At 51.6% G+C, this 15,659-nt stretch carries 13 protein-coding genes; 6 read left to right on the top strand and 7 right to left on the bottom strand.

Translation table 11 applies throughout. The annotated features are described in order from the left end of the window. Window positions 1–28: 28 nt before the first annotated feature. From ivbL to ilvN, 3 genes are all read left to right on the top strand, one after another. Window positions 29–124, top strand: coding sequence for an ilvB operon leader peptide IvbL (ivbL, locus tag RS889_RS03385; protein ID WP_237160210.1), 96 nt, complete (start codon window positions 29–31; stop codon window positions 122–124). Window positions 125–238: 114 nt separating this feature from the next. Continuing rightward, window positions 239–1,903: an acetolactate synthase large subunit gene (gene ilvB / locus RS889_RS03380; RefSeq protein ID WP_021017158.1), complete on the top strand. Its 1,665-nt coding sequence runs from the start codon at window positions 239–241 to the stop codon at window positions 1,901–1,903. Between the two features lie 4 nt (window positions 1,904–1,907). After that, on the top strand, window positions 1,908–2,201 hold the full coding sequence (gene ilvN / locus RS889_RS03375) for an acetolactate synthase small subunit (RefSeq protein WP_315709284.1): 294 nt from the start codon (window positions 1,908–1,910) through the stop codon (window positions 2,199–2,201). On the opposite strand, the gene RS889_RS03370 is transcribed toward ilvN, so the two are convergent. The 6 genes from RS889_RS03370 to RS889_RS03345 form a co-directional block, all read right to left on the bottom strand. After that, the gene (locus RS889_RS03370) at window positions 2,202–2,963 is read right to left on the bottom strand and encodes a DedA family protein (RefSeq protein WP_315709283.1); all 762 of its coding nucleotides are present in this window, start codon (window positions 2,961–2,963) and stop codon (window positions 2,202–2,204) included. 146 nt (window positions 2,964–3,109) lie between these two features. After that, window positions 3,110–3,805: an ABC transporter ATP-binding protein gene (locus RS889_RS03365; RefSeq protein WP_315709282.1), complete on the bottom strand. Its 696-nt coding sequence runs from the start codon at window positions 3,803–3,805 to the stop codon at window positions 3,110–3,112. Beyond that, window positions 3,798–4,577 (bottom strand): ABC transporter ATP-binding protein, encoded by a 780-nt coding sequence (locus tag RS889_RS03360; RefSeq protein ID WP_315709281.1) that lies wholly within the window; start codon window positions 4,575–4,577, stop codon window positions 3,798–3,800. Before RS889_RS03360 ends, RS889_RS03365 begins: the two co-directional genes overlap by 8 nt. After that, the gene (locus RS889_RS03355) at window positions 4,567–5,610 is read right to left on the bottom strand and encodes a branched-chain amino acid ABC transporter permease (RefSeq protein WP_315709280.1); all 1,044 of its coding nucleotides are present in this window, start codon (window positions 5,608–5,610) and stop codon (window positions 4,567–4,569) included. Before RS889_RS03355 ends, RS889_RS03360 begins: the two co-directional genes overlap by 11 nt. Continuing rightward, complete coding sequence (locus RS889_RS03350) at window positions 5,610–6,509, bottom strand: branched-chain amino acid ABC transporter permease (protein WP_290183233.1); 900 nt, start codon at window positions 6,507–6,509, stop codon at window positions 5,610–5,612. The genes RS889_RS03355 and RS889_RS03350 overlap by 1 nt, the downstream gene beginning before the upstream one ends. 24 nt (window positions 6,510–6,533) lie before the next feature. Continuing rightward, window positions 6,534–7,670, bottom strand: coding sequence for an ABC transporter substrate-binding protein (locus RS889_RS03345; protein ID WP_021017165.1), 1,137 nt, complete (start codon window positions 7,668–7,670; stop codon window positions 6,534–6,536). A 582-nt stretch (window positions 7,671–8,252) separates the two neighbouring features. Between RS889_RS03345 and RS889_RS03340 the strand changes: the two genes are divergently transcribed. From RS889_RS03340 to rluA, 3 genes are all read left to right on the top strand, one after another. Then, window positions 8,253–10,619 (top strand): DNA polymerase II, encoded by a 2,367-nt coding sequence (locus RS889_RS03340; protein ID WP_315709279.1) that lies wholly within the window; start codon window positions 8,253–8,255, stop codon window positions 10,617–10,619. A gap of 222 nt (window positions 10,620–10,841) precedes the next feature. After that, entirely contained in the window at window positions 10,842–13,745 is a 2,904-nt protein-coding gene (gene rapA, locus RS889_RS03335; RefSeq protein ID WP_315709278.1) for an RNA polymerase-associated protein RapA, read from the top strand. Between the two features lie 143 nt (window positions 13,746–13,888). Then, window positions 13,889–14,542 (top strand): bifunctional tRNA pseudouridine(32) synthase/23S rRNA pseudouridine(746) synthase RluA, encoded by a 654-nt coding sequence (gene rluA, locus RS889_RS03330; RefSeq protein ID WP_315709277.1) that lies wholly within the window; start codon window positions 13,889–13,891, stop codon window positions 14,540–14,542. 136 nt (window positions 14,543–14,678) lie between these two features. Here rluA and djlA read toward each other — a convergent pair whose 3' ends face one another. Then, window positions 14,679–15,539, bottom strand: coding sequence for a co-chaperone DjlA (gene djlA / locus RS889_RS03325; RefSeq protein ID WP_315709276.1), 861 nt, complete (start codon window positions 15,537–15,539; stop codon window positions 14,679–14,681). Window positions 15,540–15,659 lie beyond the last annotated feature (120 nt).

The raw sequence follows: 15,659 nt of genomic DNA, 5'->3' as shown, positions 1-15,659 counted from the left end.
TCATTAGTAATTAACCATAAGGTTCTCCGTGAAACACACTTCCTCCACTTTCGCTCTACTAAGCACCGCGTATGACGCGGTCGTCGTCGTGCGCGTGGTGGTCGTGGTCGGCAGCGCGCCGTAACGGGTTCCGAATCCAGAAAAGATTCCCAAACCCCGCCGGCGCAAGCCGAGCGGGGTTTCTTATATCCACCCTCCCCGCTCTTTCCCTGCACCGGCTCTGATAAAGGATATGACTATGCGTTATACAGGAGCTGAGCTGATCATCCGTCTGCTGGAACAGCGAGGCATCACCACAGTAACCGGCATTCCCGGTGGTGCCGCATTGCCGTTATACGATGCGTTGGGGCAAAGTAACATTATCCGTCACGTACTGGCCCGCCATGAACAAGGGGCCGGATTTATTGCTCAAGGCATGGCTCGCGCCAGTGGTAAAGCTGCGGTTTGTATGGCTTCCAGCGGCCCAGGTGCCACCAACCTGCTGACCGCCATTGCCGATGCCAAACTCGATTCCATTCCGCTGGTATGCATTACAGGTCAGGTCTCTTCCAGCATGATTGGTACGGACGCGTTTCAGGAAGTAGATACCTATGGCATCTCCATTCCGGTAACCAAGCACAACTATCTGGTGCGGGATATCAACGAGTTGCCTCGCGTCATTGAAGATGCCTTTCGCATTGCGCAATCAGGACGACCAGGCCCGGTGTGGGTAGATATTCCCAAAGATGTGCAGACTGCCAGTATTGAGTTGGCAGAATTGCCCGCCATTCGTGCCAACGATACACCGCCGGACGTCAATCCTCAGTCTATCCGTCAGGCAGCAGCGATGATTAACGCCGCGCAACGTCCGGTGCTTTATCTGGGAGGCGGCATTATCAGCGCCGCAGCACACCGACAAGCGCGTCAACTGGCCGAACGTTCCAATCTACCCACCACCATGACCTTGATGGCGCTGGGGGCCATACCGGTAGACCATCCGCTATCATTGGGTATGCTGGGCATGCATGCAGCCCGATCAACCAATCTGATTCTACAGCAGGCAGATTTGTTAATTGTGCTGGGAGCTCGGTTTGACGATCGCGCCATCGGTAAAGCCGAACAATTCTGCCCGGATGCCAGTATCATCCACATTGATATCGATCCGGCTGAACTGGGCAAAATCCGCCAGCCGCATGTCGCACTGAACGCGGATGTCGCCCAAGCGTTGGACCAGTTACTACCGCTGATCGAATCTCAGCCACGTGAAGTCTGGCGTGGTGCGGTGCAGGCACTGCAACGAGAGTTTCCGTTCAGTATGCCCAACAGTGATGACCCGCTGAGTCACTACGGTTTAATCCGCGCCGTCGCACAGGAACTGGACGACAATGCCATTATCTCCACCGATGTGGGTCAGCATCAGATGTGGGTAGCGCAATCCTATCCATTACGCCGCCCGCGCCAGTGGCTGACCTCCGGGGGGCTGGGAACGATGGGATTTGGCCTGCCTGCCGCTATCGGCGCGGCATTGGCGGAGCCGCAGCGTACAGTGGTGTGTTTCTCTGGTGACGGCAGTTTGATGATGAATATTCAGGAAATGGCGACCACCGCGGAAGAAAATCTGAACGTAAAAATTGTACTAATGAACAACCAATCGCTGGGACTGGTGCATCAACAACAGGATATGTTCTATCAGAAACGCATTTTCGCCTCCGATTATCGCTATCAAACCAACTTTCTGGCCATTGCCGCTGGGTTCGGTTTTGCTGTCTGTGATCTGAATAGTGCCGCCGACCCACAAACCGCGCTGCGGGAAGCGTTACAGCGTCCGGGACCGGCGCTGATCCACGCCTTCATTGATGTCAATGAAAAAGTCTATCCGATGGTACCGCCGGGTGCCGCCAATATTGAGATGATTGGAGATTAAAACCATGCAAACGCCATCAACTTCAACCCAGGTTACCCTGGAAGTTGCGGTACACAACCATCCAGGTGTGATGTCCCACGTCTGCGGGCTATTTGCCCGTCGCGCCTATAATGTGGAAGGGATTATGTGTATGCCACTACCAGGTGGCAAACAGAGCCGCATCTGGTTATTGGTGCAAGAAGACCAACGATTGTCACAGATGATAAGCCAAGTGGAAAAACTCGAAGACGTATTGCAGGTACGCCGCCACGGTAACGAATGCGGGATTTTCGATCAGGTGGCAGAGTTTTACCGCTAATCAACTCGTCAGGATTTGCCACAATAGGTGGCGGTAAACCGGCATCAGCGGATGCATCCACAACTTTACCAGACTGACAACGGCAACTGCCGTTGTCAGTGGCGTAAACCAGCGCAGACGTTGCAGCGTAAAGACGTTATTGCTGTAGTCGACGCAACTGGCGCGCCACCACTGCCACAACAACCAACCTGCACCCCACACCAGAATAGCAGTAATCAGCAGTAGCCATTTGAAACTACTACTGTTTGCTTCGTGTGGAATATCAATCGCGACCCCTGCCAAGATCCCCGGCATCAGGTAAACCGGCGGCCAGGTGAGACAACCAATAATATTGGGTAACGCAAAACGCTGGGGCGCCAGCTCCAGCATGCCGGCGATCATCGGGATCAGTGGCCGCGTTGGCCCAATAAAACGCCCTATCAGCACAGTAGCAATATGGTGCTGATGCAAGGTCTTTTCTGTGCGATAGAGATAAGCCTGATGTTTTTGCAGGAAAGACCAGCGATGCAACCGTTCCCTGAAATGCCAGCCGATAAAATAGGAGATCCAATCCCCCAACAGGCAACCAATAATCCCCATTCCCCATGCGGGGTAGAGCGCCATTTTACCGCTGCCAATCAGCGCGCCCAGCGACGCCATCATCAGCGTGCCAGGAAGCAACAGACCCACCAGCGCCAAAGATTCCAGAAAAGCGACCAGCAAGACAGCCATTAACGAATACGCCAACGACTGTGTAATCAGATGTTCCAGCCAAACTTCCATAAATCGCTATATATCCGCACTTTTATAAACAAAGATAGTAGGATAATAGCAGAGGACGATATGGAAATGGCAGATAATAGAATTTCCCCATCAGTGGGTATAGCGGACCCGCAGATGGGGAAAGAGAGATAGAAAAATGGGGACAGTTATCCTCCCAGATACATTCGTTTCACTTCCGGATTGGCGAGTATCTCCTGGGCTTGTCCGTGCAGCACAATATGACCGTTCTCCAGCACATAAGCCCGGTCGGCAATTTTCAGCGCCGCAGTAGCATTCTGCTCTACCAGCAAAACAGTAATTCCTTCGCTCTGCAATTGCTTGATGGTGGAGAACAGTTCTCCCACCACCTTGGGCGCCAGACCGAGACTCGGCTCATCCAGCATCAGCAGTACCGGCTCACTCATCAGCGCACGAGCTATCGCCAGCATCTGCTGCTCACCACCGCTCATGGTGCCCGCCATCTGGCTACTACGCTCTTTCAATCGTGGAAACATCGCGTACATCTTGTCCCGCAGATAACTAAAATTGACTGGGTTGTTATATGCTCCCATACGCAGATTTTCCTCAATCGTCAGATTGGTAAAAACCTTGCGTCCTTCCGGCACCAGCGCCAGTCCTTTGCGCACAATCTGGTGTGTCGGGCTGTGGGAGATATCATCGTTGAGAAAAGTCACCACCCCCGTCGATTTCACCAAATTGATGATGCCATTAAGCGTAGAGGTTTTACCGGCCCCGTTACTGCCAATCAACGTGACAATTTCGCTGTTGTTAACCTCAATATTGATGCCTTTGAGTCCCTGGATCAAACCATAGAACACCTGAAGATCGTTGGCTTTAAGCATAATCAATGTCTCCCAGATAGGCGGCGATCACCTCCGGATTATTCACCGCTTCCTGCGGCGTACCATTGAACAGCGCTTTGCCATAATCCAGCACCATTACTCGCTCACACAGTGTATTGACGAACGACATATCGTGTTCGATCAACAACACCGTCAACCCATAGTCCGCACGCATCCTGAAAATCAACTGCGCCAACTCCGCCGTCTCTCTGGGGTTCATGCCCGCCGCAGGTTCATCCAGTAACAACAGTTTGGGCGATGTCGCCAACGCACGGGCGATCTCCACTTTACGCTGATTACCGTAACTCAAATTGGTGGACAGCGAATCGGCATATTCAGCAATACCAATATAATCCAGCAGTGCCATTACTTTTTCCCGCGCCTGTCGTTCGGCATGAAAAAACCGCCCCAACCGCAATACCGCTTCCAGAAAAGAGTAATGAATAAATCGGTCAAGACCGATCAGCACGTTTTCCACCACAGTCATGGAGGGAAACAGCCGGATATTCTGGAAAGTACGAGCTATCCCCCGATTCACTACCTGATTGGGCTTCAGTCCGGCGAGCCTTTGTTGTCCCAGCATGACGGTGCCGAGGGTGGGTTTATAGTTGGCGGTAATCACGTTGAATAACGTAGTTTTACCTGCGCCGTTAGGACCGATAAGACCAAAGATTTCCGCCGAATTGATACTGAAACTCACGTCATCGATGGCACGCAGTCCACCGAACTGCATGGTGACATTATCAACACGGAGTAGTGGATTATTTTCCATTCTGGCGCCTCCTGCGAATTTCCCAGATTTCCTGTTTACCCAGCAAACCCTCGCGGGCAAACAGCATAATCACCAGCAACACCAGTGAGAACACCACCATCCGCAGTCCTGGGTGCGACCCAAAATCCTGCCCGAAGAGTGTGAGCGGCTGGTCAAGAAAACGTAACCACTCACCACTGCCCACCACAATGATAGTGCCCAGAATCGCGCCAGTGGTGCTACCCAACCCACCAAGCACAATGATGATCAGCAGTTGGAACGTCAGCATGAAGTCAAACAGATCGGGGGAGATAATCGTCAGTAACGAAGCCAGCAACCCGCCGCCGATACCCTCGAAAAAAGCGCTGGTGGCAAAAGCGCAGGTTTTGATTTTAAACGTATTAATACCCATGGCGATGGCCGCATCCTCATCGTCACGTACCGCTTTCATCGCCCGGCCATACTTGGAATACACCAGTTGCAGAATAAACAATACCGCCACCAGTGCGATAAAACCGCACCAGTAAAGGATATGGCTCACCTGGGGGATCTCGTTCAGCCCTATTGCACCATTGGTAATCTGAGGATTATTGATGGCAAAAATTTTGATAATGAAACCGAATCCCAACGTGACGATAGCCAGATAGTCGCCCCGCACCCGGAATACCGGAAAAGAGAGACAGATTCCTACCACCGAAGAACAGATACCACTGATAATCAGCGCAGGTAAAAACGACGCGTGCAACGCCAGAATGAACGGGCTCGGCGCTGCCATTTCAAACATATCTGTTTTGGCATTCGGACTCAGTAGCAGCAATGCGGTGATATAAGCGCCTATTGCCACAAACCCATTTGGCTCCAGCGACAACTGCCCGGTGACGCCGTTGATCAGGTTATAGCTGACCGCCAGTATCATGAAAATAAAGATATTACAGAAAATACGGACGATGTAGTCACCAAACACCGTCTGTAGCAGAGAGAGCGCCAGAAAGGTCAGCGCAAATACGACAATATACCCCAATAATAGCGCGGAGGAATTCTGTGGCATTCTCATCAGAAACGGCTCCTTTCCAGTCGTTCATCACCCATAATGCCTACTGGCCTGAACAGCAGCACCAGAATCAAAAACATAAATGCAAAGGCGTCCTTGTACCCCCCTAGCTCCGGAAAAACAGCCACGGCCACCACTTCCGTAAAACCAAGGATAAACCCCCCAATCACCGCGCCGGTAACACTGCCTATCCCACCCAGTACCGCGGCGGCGAAGGCTTTCAGCCCGATCAACACCCCCATTAGCGGATCGATGGTCGGGTAACTGATGGCATAAAACACCCCACCCAGTGCCGCCAGCCCACTGCCCAGAGCAAACACGAACGCAATAATCTGGTTAGCATCAATGCCCATCAGCCGCACTGTGTTTACATCAAACGCCACTGCACGGATCGCCATACCCTGACGGGTGCGATAGAGAATGAACAGAATGATCGCCAGTAGCAGCAACGTGACCAACGGTACAATCCAGGCCACATTGGTCACGACGATACGGCCCAGTTTGACCGTCTGGCCAAAGAAAGGCGGCGCATCAAAAAAACGCGGACTGCCACCAAACACCACGTTGAACAAATTTTCCAGGAAGAAACTGACGCCGATGGCGGTGATCAACATCGAAATCTTTGATGCCTGCCGAAGCGGACGATACGCAATCTGATCGATGACAATCCCCAGTAGAGCCGAGATCAGAATGGCAAAAATAACAGCTGCCCCAAAGGGCAGCCCGAAGGAAGTGAAAGCGAACAGGGTCATGTAGGCCCCAACCATCATAATGTCGGCATGGGCAAAGTTAATCAGCCGCAGTACGCCATACACCATGGTATAACCGATGGCGATCAACGCATACATACTGCCCAAACTCATGCCATTGACCACCTGCTGCAAAAAAACGGCAAAATCCATCATGCAATCCTTTATGCCTGAGGGTTAGGGATGCACAACCGTTTTGTAAGCCAGCTGTCCGTCTTTTACTTCATTGATTACCGCATCGCGGATGGCATCGCCATTTTTCAACGTCAGTGTGCCGGTAATACCGGTGAAGTTACTGGTCGCGCGGATATTCTTGTTCACACAGACACGGTCGTGCGGGTCGCTACATTTGTTCATCGCCGCGATGATCATCTTATAGGCGTCCGCTGTCATCGCCCCCCAGGTGTGGGTCGGTTCATGATATTTATCGGTCCATGCCTTGATGAATTGCTTTCCATCCGGCGTCTGCTCTTTCGCGTTTGGTGAGTAGTAGTCGGTGGTCATCCAGCCATTCACCGCATCCTTTCCCATTTTGAAGAACACGGGGTCTGCGGCCAGGCCATCCCCACCGATCACCGGAACTTTCAGCCCCAATTGTTTAGACTGCAATGCAATCAATGCACCTTCGGTATAGTAAATGGGCATATAGATCACATCGACATGATGCGATTTAATGGTGGAAAGCTGAGCCTTGAAATCCTTACTGCCACCGGGTGCCTGCACCTCAATCGGGATAGTGCCACCATTTTTCAGGAACTGGGTACGGAATGCCTTTGCCAACCCCACCGAGTAATCATTGCTGTTGTCAAACATGATGGCCGCTGTTTTGGCTTTCAGGTCACGACTGGCCAGGTTCGCCCCCACTACGCCCTGAAAACTGTCTGAAAAACAAACGCGACTGACGTATTTTTTACCACGCGTGACGCGATCGTTGGTGGCAGTGGGAGAAACCATCGGCGTTTTGGTATCCTCCGCCATTTTAGTCATTGCCATCGTGTTGGTGGAGGTCACTTCGCCAATTACCGCATCCACCTTATCGCTGGACACCAGACGCTGCATGGCGTTGGCCGCTTCTATTTTGTCACTCTTGTCATCGATGACTACCAGCTTGATGGTGTCACCATTCTTCAGTTTAGGTTCCATGCCATTAATCAGTTCAGCGCCCTTCAGGGAAGGCTGACCATAACCACTTAACGCACCACTCAGGGGCAACACCACCCCGATTTGGACATCTGCTGCCAGAGCACTGGTCACTGCCAGTGAAGAAGAGATAACTACCGCCGCTACAGTGAATCTGAAAATATTGTTATTCATATTCGCCTCTTCAAAATAAAGATTACATTCCAATTGTGAAATGACGCTGTATACAGGGTGATAAAAGAGAGAGTTGTGTGACAGCGTTATATGCTGTGCACCATTTTACATTCAGCAATAAATATGCCAGGAATTAAAAAATAATTAATCATTTAATAATCAATAAGTAATAAAAAATACCTGTGCTATTTTCTTCTTTATTCATTGATCAACCAGCCCTCTGCACCAACGGGTTTCCCAATTGCTTTCTTATAGTGCGTGGGGAATATCCCTTTCTATAAAAAAATCAACAAATAGCGCAGACCCAGGTCTGATTATTTATTTCAGCGGGAAAATTTTTATAATTGTCTGCTTATAATTTACAGAGTTTATTTTTTTAGTGATTATTTCTAAATTATGTTTTTTCTCAATTTTTTATTCTATTGGGGTAATAAAGGTTAAATAAAAAAACATTAATAACAGATAAATAACATTCACGGTTTACCTGATTCATATTGAGAAAATAAAAACCTGGACTGACACTGTATAAATAACCATACTTTCAGATATACTCTTCTTTTCCTCCGACAAAGGGCGATAACGGTGTCTCAGGCTTGTCAGGGCTTTGTGCTTACCCGTCATTGGCAGGATACCTCCGCCGGTATTCAAGTCGAATTCTGGCTGGCTACCGAATCCGGACCACAGCAAGTACGTCTGCCATTGCAACAGGCAGTAGCTTTTATTCCGGCACAACATCAGGCACAGGCCACCGCGTTGCTGGCCGGCGAAAAACACTGGCAACTCCGGCCACTGGAACTGAAAAGTTTCCACCATGAACCCCTGCTGGGGCTGTATTGTTGCCAATACCGACAACTGCTGCGACTGGGAAAACAGCTACAGGAAGCCGGTATTACCGTATATGAAGCCGACATCCGCCCACCGGAGCGTTTTCTGATGGAGCGGTTCATCACCGCGCCGGTCTGGTTCAGCGGCGAAACTACCGCATCCGGGCTTATCGATCAGGTGAAAATGAAGCCGGATCCCACCTATCGTCCCCAACTCACCCTGGTATCTTTGGATATTGAGACCAACCGAAATGGCGAACTTTATTGCATTGGTCTGGAAGGGTGTGGGCAGCGTCAGGTATTTATGCTGGGGCCACCGAATGGCAATCCGGATGACGCAAAAGACGTTACGCTGGAGTATGTCGCCAGCCGACCGCAATTGCTGGAAAAACTCAATCAATGGATACAACACTATGACCCGGACATGATCATCGGCTGGAGTCTGGTGCAGTTTGATCTGCGGGTCTTGCAAAAACACGCTGAACGCTACCGTATTCCGCTACGGCTGGGTCGGGGAAACCGCGAACTGGAGTGGCGGGAACATGGCTATAAACAGGGACATTTTTTTGCCAGCGCGCCAGGACGGTTGATCGTCGATGGCATCGAAGCATTAAAATCCGCCACCTGGAACTTCGCCTCGTTCAGTCTGGAATTTGTAGCACAATCCTTATTGAGGGAAGGGAAAGCCATCAACAACCCCTATCAACGCATGGATGAAATCGACCAGCGCTTCGCCGAGAACAAACCCGCGCTGGCATACTACAATCTGAAAGACTGTGAACTGGTTACCCGTATTTTTGAAAAGACCCGTTTGTTACCGTTTCTGCTGGAGCGGGCCAGCGTCACCGGTCTGGCGGCAGATCGTAATGGTGGCTCAGTGGCGGCGTTCACGCACCTTTACCTGCCACGGATGCACCGCGCCGGTTTTGTCGCGCCCAATCTGGGAGAAATCGCCCCCGAGGCCAGCCCCGGCGGTTACGTGATGGACTCCCGCCCCGGCCTGTATGATTCGGTACTGGTGCTGGATTATAAAAGCCTTTATCCCTCGATTATCCGCACTTTTCTCATCGATCCAGTGGGACTGGTGGTCGGTATGCAGCAACCGGATGAACAACACGCAGTCGCCGGTTTCCGGGGAGCCTGGTTTTCACGGGATCAGCATTGTCTGCCCGCGATTGTCGATCAGATCTGGCAAGGGCGGGATGTGGCCAAACGTACCGGGAATGCCCCCTTATCCCAGGCGCTGAAAATTATCATGAATGCCTTTTATGGTGTGCTAGGCGCCAGCGGCTGCCGCTTTTTCGATCCGCGACTAGCTTCATCCATTACCTTGCGTGGTCATGAAATTATGCAGCAAACACGCATACTGGTTGAGTCCAGGGGTTATCAGGTGATTTATGGCGATACCGATTCTACCTTTGTGTGGCTTAATCGGGCCCACAGTGAAGAAGAAGCCGATGCTATTGGCAAGACACTGGTACAATACGTTAATCAATGGTGGCAACAGCATCTGAACCAGACACATGGGTTGACCAGCGCGCTGGAACTGGAGTATGAAACACACTTCTGCCGTTTTCTGATGCCCACCATCCGGGGAGCGGAGCAAGGCAGCAAAAAACGTTATGCCGGCCTGACGCACACGGCGCAGGGTGAGCAAATCGTGTTTAAAGGACTGGAAACCGTCCGATCCGACTGGACACCACTGGCGCAACAGTTCCAACAACAGCTCTATTGGCGCATTTTTCAGCGCCAATCTTATCAGGAATGGATACGGGAATATGTCAGCAAAACCCTGAACGGAGACTATGATGAACTGCTGGTTTACCGTAAACGGTTACGTCGTAATCTAAACGACTATCAACGCAATGTGCCGCCTCATGCGCGAGCCGCGAAAATGGCCGATGATTATAACCGCCGATTAGGGCGTCCATTGCAATACCAGACGGGAGGTTGGATCAGCTACGTTATGACAGTAAATGGTCCGGAGCCACTGGAAACACGGCATTCCCCACTGGATTATCAGCACTATATGGAAAAGCAGTTACAGCCGATAGCTGATGCCATCCTACCGTTCTTGCACGATGAGTTTTCCACATTGATTACCGGACAACTGGGACTATTTTAATGGCCCGAAAGACGTTTGGCAGGTGACGAACGTGTCACCATCCATTACCATAGCGCCCTTTCTGAAAGAAAACCCACGCACTGCGAGAAGGGTCGTGCCTGACGGGACGTCTGTCGCGCATGACGGGTAGTGTATTGCCCGAGATACGCCCTCCAGGCAGGCAACAAAAAGTAAGAATCACCTTACATTCTCCGACAACGATGAGTATCGAGCTTAGAATTTATGCCTTTTACACTTGGTCAACGCTGGATCAGCGATACAGAAAGCGAACTGGGATTGGGAACCGTAGTGGCAGTAGATGCCCGGATGGTTACCCTGATCTTCCCTGCCAGCGGTGAGAACCGCCTCTATTCCAGAAGTGATGCCCCGATCACCCGAGTGATGTTCAACCCTGGTGATACCATCACCGGCCATGAGGGCTGGCAACTGCGGATAGACGATATCCGCGATGAAAATGGTCTGCGTACCTATGTGGGTCGTCGACTGGATGACGATAGCCCGGTCGAGCTGCGGGAAGTTTTTCTTGATAGCAAACTCACATTCAACAAACCACAGGATCGCCTGTTCGCCGGACAGATCGATCGTATGGATCGCTTTGCATTGCGTTACCGCGCCCGCAATCATCAGCATGAGCAGGCGCTGCAACCCTGGGGTGGTCTGCGCGGGATGCGTGCCAGCCTGATTCCTCATCAGTTACATATTGCCCGTGAAGTAGGACAGCGACATGCTCCACGCGTACTACTGGCGGACGAAGTTGGTCTGGGGAAAACTATCGAAGCCGGTATGATCATTCACCAACAACTGTTAGCAGGCCGGGCTGAACGCGTACTTATCGTGGTACCGGAAACGCTGCAACATCAGTGGCTGGTAGAAATGCTCCGCCGCTTCAATCTACTGTTTTCACTGTTTGACGATGAACGCTATGCCGAAGCCAGGTTGGATAGCGACAACCCCTTTGAAACAGAGCAATTGATTATTTGTTCGCTGGGTTTTGTACAGCGCAATGCCACACGGTTTGGGCAACTACTGCATGCCCACTGGGACTTGCTGGTTGTGGATGAAGCCCACCATCTGGTCTGGAGTGAAGCGGCACCCAGCCCGGAATATCAAGCGATTGAGCATCTGGCCAGCGCTACTCCGGCGGTATTATTGCTAACGGCGACACCGGAACAGCTAGGTCAGGAGAGCCACTTTGCCCGTCTGCGACTGCTGGATCCAAACCGGTTTCACGACTATCACGAATTTATCGCCGAGCAACAGCAATATCGCCCGGTGGCCGATGCCGTCACTCTGCTATTGGCCGGTAACAAAGCCAGTTCCGCCGAACTGAACGCCTTGAGTGAGTTACTGGGCGAGCAAGACATTGAACCCTTACTGAAATCCATCAACAGCGATAGCGAAGATCGGGAACAGGCCCGCCACGAACTGATCACGATGCTGATGGATCGCCACGGCACCAGCCGCGTACTGTTCCGCAACACTCGTCAGGGAGTAAAGGGCTTCCCACAGCGGGTACTGCATCAGATTAAACTTCCGCTGCCGGCGCAATATCAAACCGCCATCAAAGTGTCCGATATCATGAACGCGGGGAAAACCCCAGAACCCCGCGCCCGGGATATGCTCTATCCGGAACAGATCTACCAGCAGTTTGAAGATGAAAATGCAACCTGGTGGAGCTTCGATCCGCGCGTGGAATGGCTGCTCAACTATCTGACCACTCACCGGGACAAAAAAGTGCTGGTGATTTGCGCTCAGGCCGCCACTGCGTTACAACTGGAACAGGTATTACGTACCCGTGAAGCTATCCGGGCCGCCGTCTTCCACGAAGGATTGTCTATTCTGGAACGTGACCGGGCCGCCGCCTATTTTGCTTCTGAAGAGGAAGGCGCGCAGGTGCTGATCTGTTCGGAAATCGGCTCAGAAGGTCGCAACTTCCAGTTTGCCAGCCATCTTGTCATGTTTGATCTCCCCTTCAACCCGGATCTGCTGGAACAGCGTATCGGGCGTCTGGACCGTATCGGTCAGACGCAAGAAATCCAGATTCTGGTGCCTTATCTGGAAAATACCGCACAAGCGTTGCTGGTACGCTGGTATCACGAAGGTCTGGATGCCTTTGAGCATACCTGCCCTACCGGACGCACCATTTATGACAGCCACTATGAACAGCTGATAACCCGGCTGACGACACCGGGTGAACCGGAAGGGCTGGAAGAGTTTATCAGCGCCTGCCGCCAGCAGCATGAAGCGCTTAAGCAGCAACTGGAACAAGGCCGTGATCGACTGTTGGAAATGCACTCCAACGGTGGTGAACAGGCGCAGGAACTGTGCCAGGCGATCGCCGAGCAGGACAACGACGTCAATCTGGTAAACTTCGCACTCAATCTGTTCGATATTATCGGGATTCATCAGGAAGACCGCAGTGACAATATGATCATACTAACGCCGTCCGATCATATGCTGGTGCCGGATTTTCCCGGACTCCCGCAGGATGGCTGCACTATCACTTTCGACCGGGAACAGGCGTTATCCCGTGAAGACGCTCAGTTCATCAGTTGGGAGCATCCGCTGATCCGCAACGGGCTGGATCTGATCCTGTCCGGGGAAACCGGAAGTTGTGCCGTTTCCCTGTTGAAGAACAAGGCGTTACCGGTAGGCACACTGCTGACGGAACTGGTCTATGTGGTAGAAGCCCAGGCACCGAAAAAACTCCAGTTAACTCGCTTTCTGCCACCGACCCCAGTACGTCTGCTGATGGATCGTAAAGGGACGAATCTGGCTGCGCAGGTGGAGTTCGAAAGTTTCAACCGTCAGTTGAATGCCGTGAATCGTCATACATCCAGCAAATTGGTAAATGCGGTACAGGCGGAAGTCCACGACATGCTGCAAAAAGCGGAGCCATTGGTAGAAGTACACGCACGCCAGCTCATTACCGATGCTCAGCACCATGCCGATCAACAGTTACGCCGTGAACTGGAACGTCTGGAAGCGCTGAAAGCGGTTAATCCCAACATCCGTGATGATGAGTTGCAGGCGCTGGAAACCCAGCGAGAACAAGTATTAAGCAACCTACAGCAGGCCAACTGGCGTCTGGATGCAATCCGTCTGGTGGTGGTTTCTCACCAGTAAATGTATTATCAGCGCGCTAAAACGATAATGCCTTTACCGCGGCTGATGATCCACCGGTTGCCGTCGGATACCCGGGCCTACCACGGGGATGAACTCATCCCCGTGTGTTCTATTATAAAACGTTGTAGCTGTCTGGAGCCTTGATGGAACCTTATAATCCCCCCGCAGATCCCTGGCTGCACATCCTGTATCAGGATCAGCACATTATGGTGGTCAACAAACCTAGCGGACTGCTATCCGTCCCTGGCCGTGCGCCGGAGCACAAAGACAGTATCATGAACCGTATTCAGGCTGATTTTCCGCAAGCCGAATCGGTGCATCGTCTGGATATGGCGACCAGTGGTGTGATGGTGGTTGCCCTGAACAAAGCGGCAGAGCGGGAACTAAAACGCCAGTTTCGCGAGCGTGAGCCAAAGAAATCCTACCTCGCCCGTGTTTGGGGAACCCTGGAACAGGATGAAGGCATGGTGGACCTCCCGTTGATTTGCGACTGGCCGAACCGCCCGAAGCAAAAAGTCTGTTTTGAACAAGGCAAGGCAGCACAAACTGAATATCAGGTACTGGCGCGCGACGACGATGGCACCACACGGGTTAAACTGATGCCTATCACCGGGCGTTCTCACCAATTACGGGTTCATATGCTGGCCTTGGGACACCCTATTCTGGGGGATGGCTTTTATGCCCATCCAGCGGCCAAAGCGTTGGCACCACGCCTGTTACTGCACGCCCAGGAATTGTGCATCACTCATCCGGCATTTCTCACTCCGATGCACTTTCGTTGTGAAGCCGATTTTTAACTTTTTTTGTCATGGGAAACACGGTGATAAAAGCATATTTCGGGGTTACTGCAAACATAAAGCCATAGCACGACATAAATCAGGGAGAGAAAAAAGAAACACCGCAGGAAACCTACTATTGAGGAAACATCACTGGTTAGGAAAATTTATTCGTTTTGAGAAATTCGTAGGCGGCTTGAATATCTTGTGCTTTGCGCTTGGCAATTTCTATCATTCGTGGCGACAACCCTTTTCCCATCATCTTGTCAGGATGGTGCTCACTCATCAGTTTTCGATAAGCCCGTTTTACCGTAGTGGCATCGTCACTACTGCGTACCCCCAGCATGCGACAGGCGCTTTCAATACTGACCCCAGGTGATGTGATGGGAGGACGCTGTCCATAGGACTGACCACGATGCTGATAAGATTTCCCATTTGACCGGGACTGATAGGCATTGTCATTCTGCCTGGACTGATGAGTCCCCCGCTCAATCGAACGCATGAACAACTCAAATTGTTCCCGGGTGACACCCAGTTCATCGGCAAACACATATAACAACCGCCGCTCACTCGGGTGCAGCGCACCATCAACAAAAGCCACCTGCAACTGAATTTCCAAAAACATCCGTACCAGATCAAAGCGGCCGATACACACATCACGCAGTTTACGCAGTCGGGTTCGCAGTGGAAACTGGCTCGCCTTGCCTTCACGAAACGCTCGCTGGGCCGAGGCTCTATCTTCACCATATAACGCCAGGCGGTCCATCATTTGGGTGGCAATCTGGATATCCGCCTCGGTAACCCGACCTTTTGACTTGGTAAGATGGCCCATTACCTGAAAAGTCGTCAGATAAAACAGTGCCTGGCGGCTGGATTGTGCAGAAAAAAAGTCGCGTCGACGGGATGAACGGACTCTGTCAAATAAATGACCCAGCAGCAGCCCCATAATCACTCCACCGATGCCGCCACTCGATACCATACCCAGTGTCAGCCCCAGCAACTTTCCCCAATACCGCATATACTCCTCAAATCCCCATGCCGTCGGTTAAAAATTGCTTTATCATACCTGTCATTTATCTTTGCTCCTAACGGCAGCTCATAGAAAACGGTGGGGATTTAACACTGGCACTACGCCAAT

The sequence above is a fragment of the Brenneria uluponensis genome (genome assembly GCF_032395385.1).
Taxonomy (GTDB): Bacteria; Pseudomonadota; Gammaproteobacteria; order Enterobacterales; family Enterobacteriaceae; genus Prodigiosinella; species Prodigiosinella aquatilis.
The sequence above is the reverse complement of the archived record's forward strand: the minus strand, read 5'-3'. Positions and strand labels throughout refer to the sequence as shown.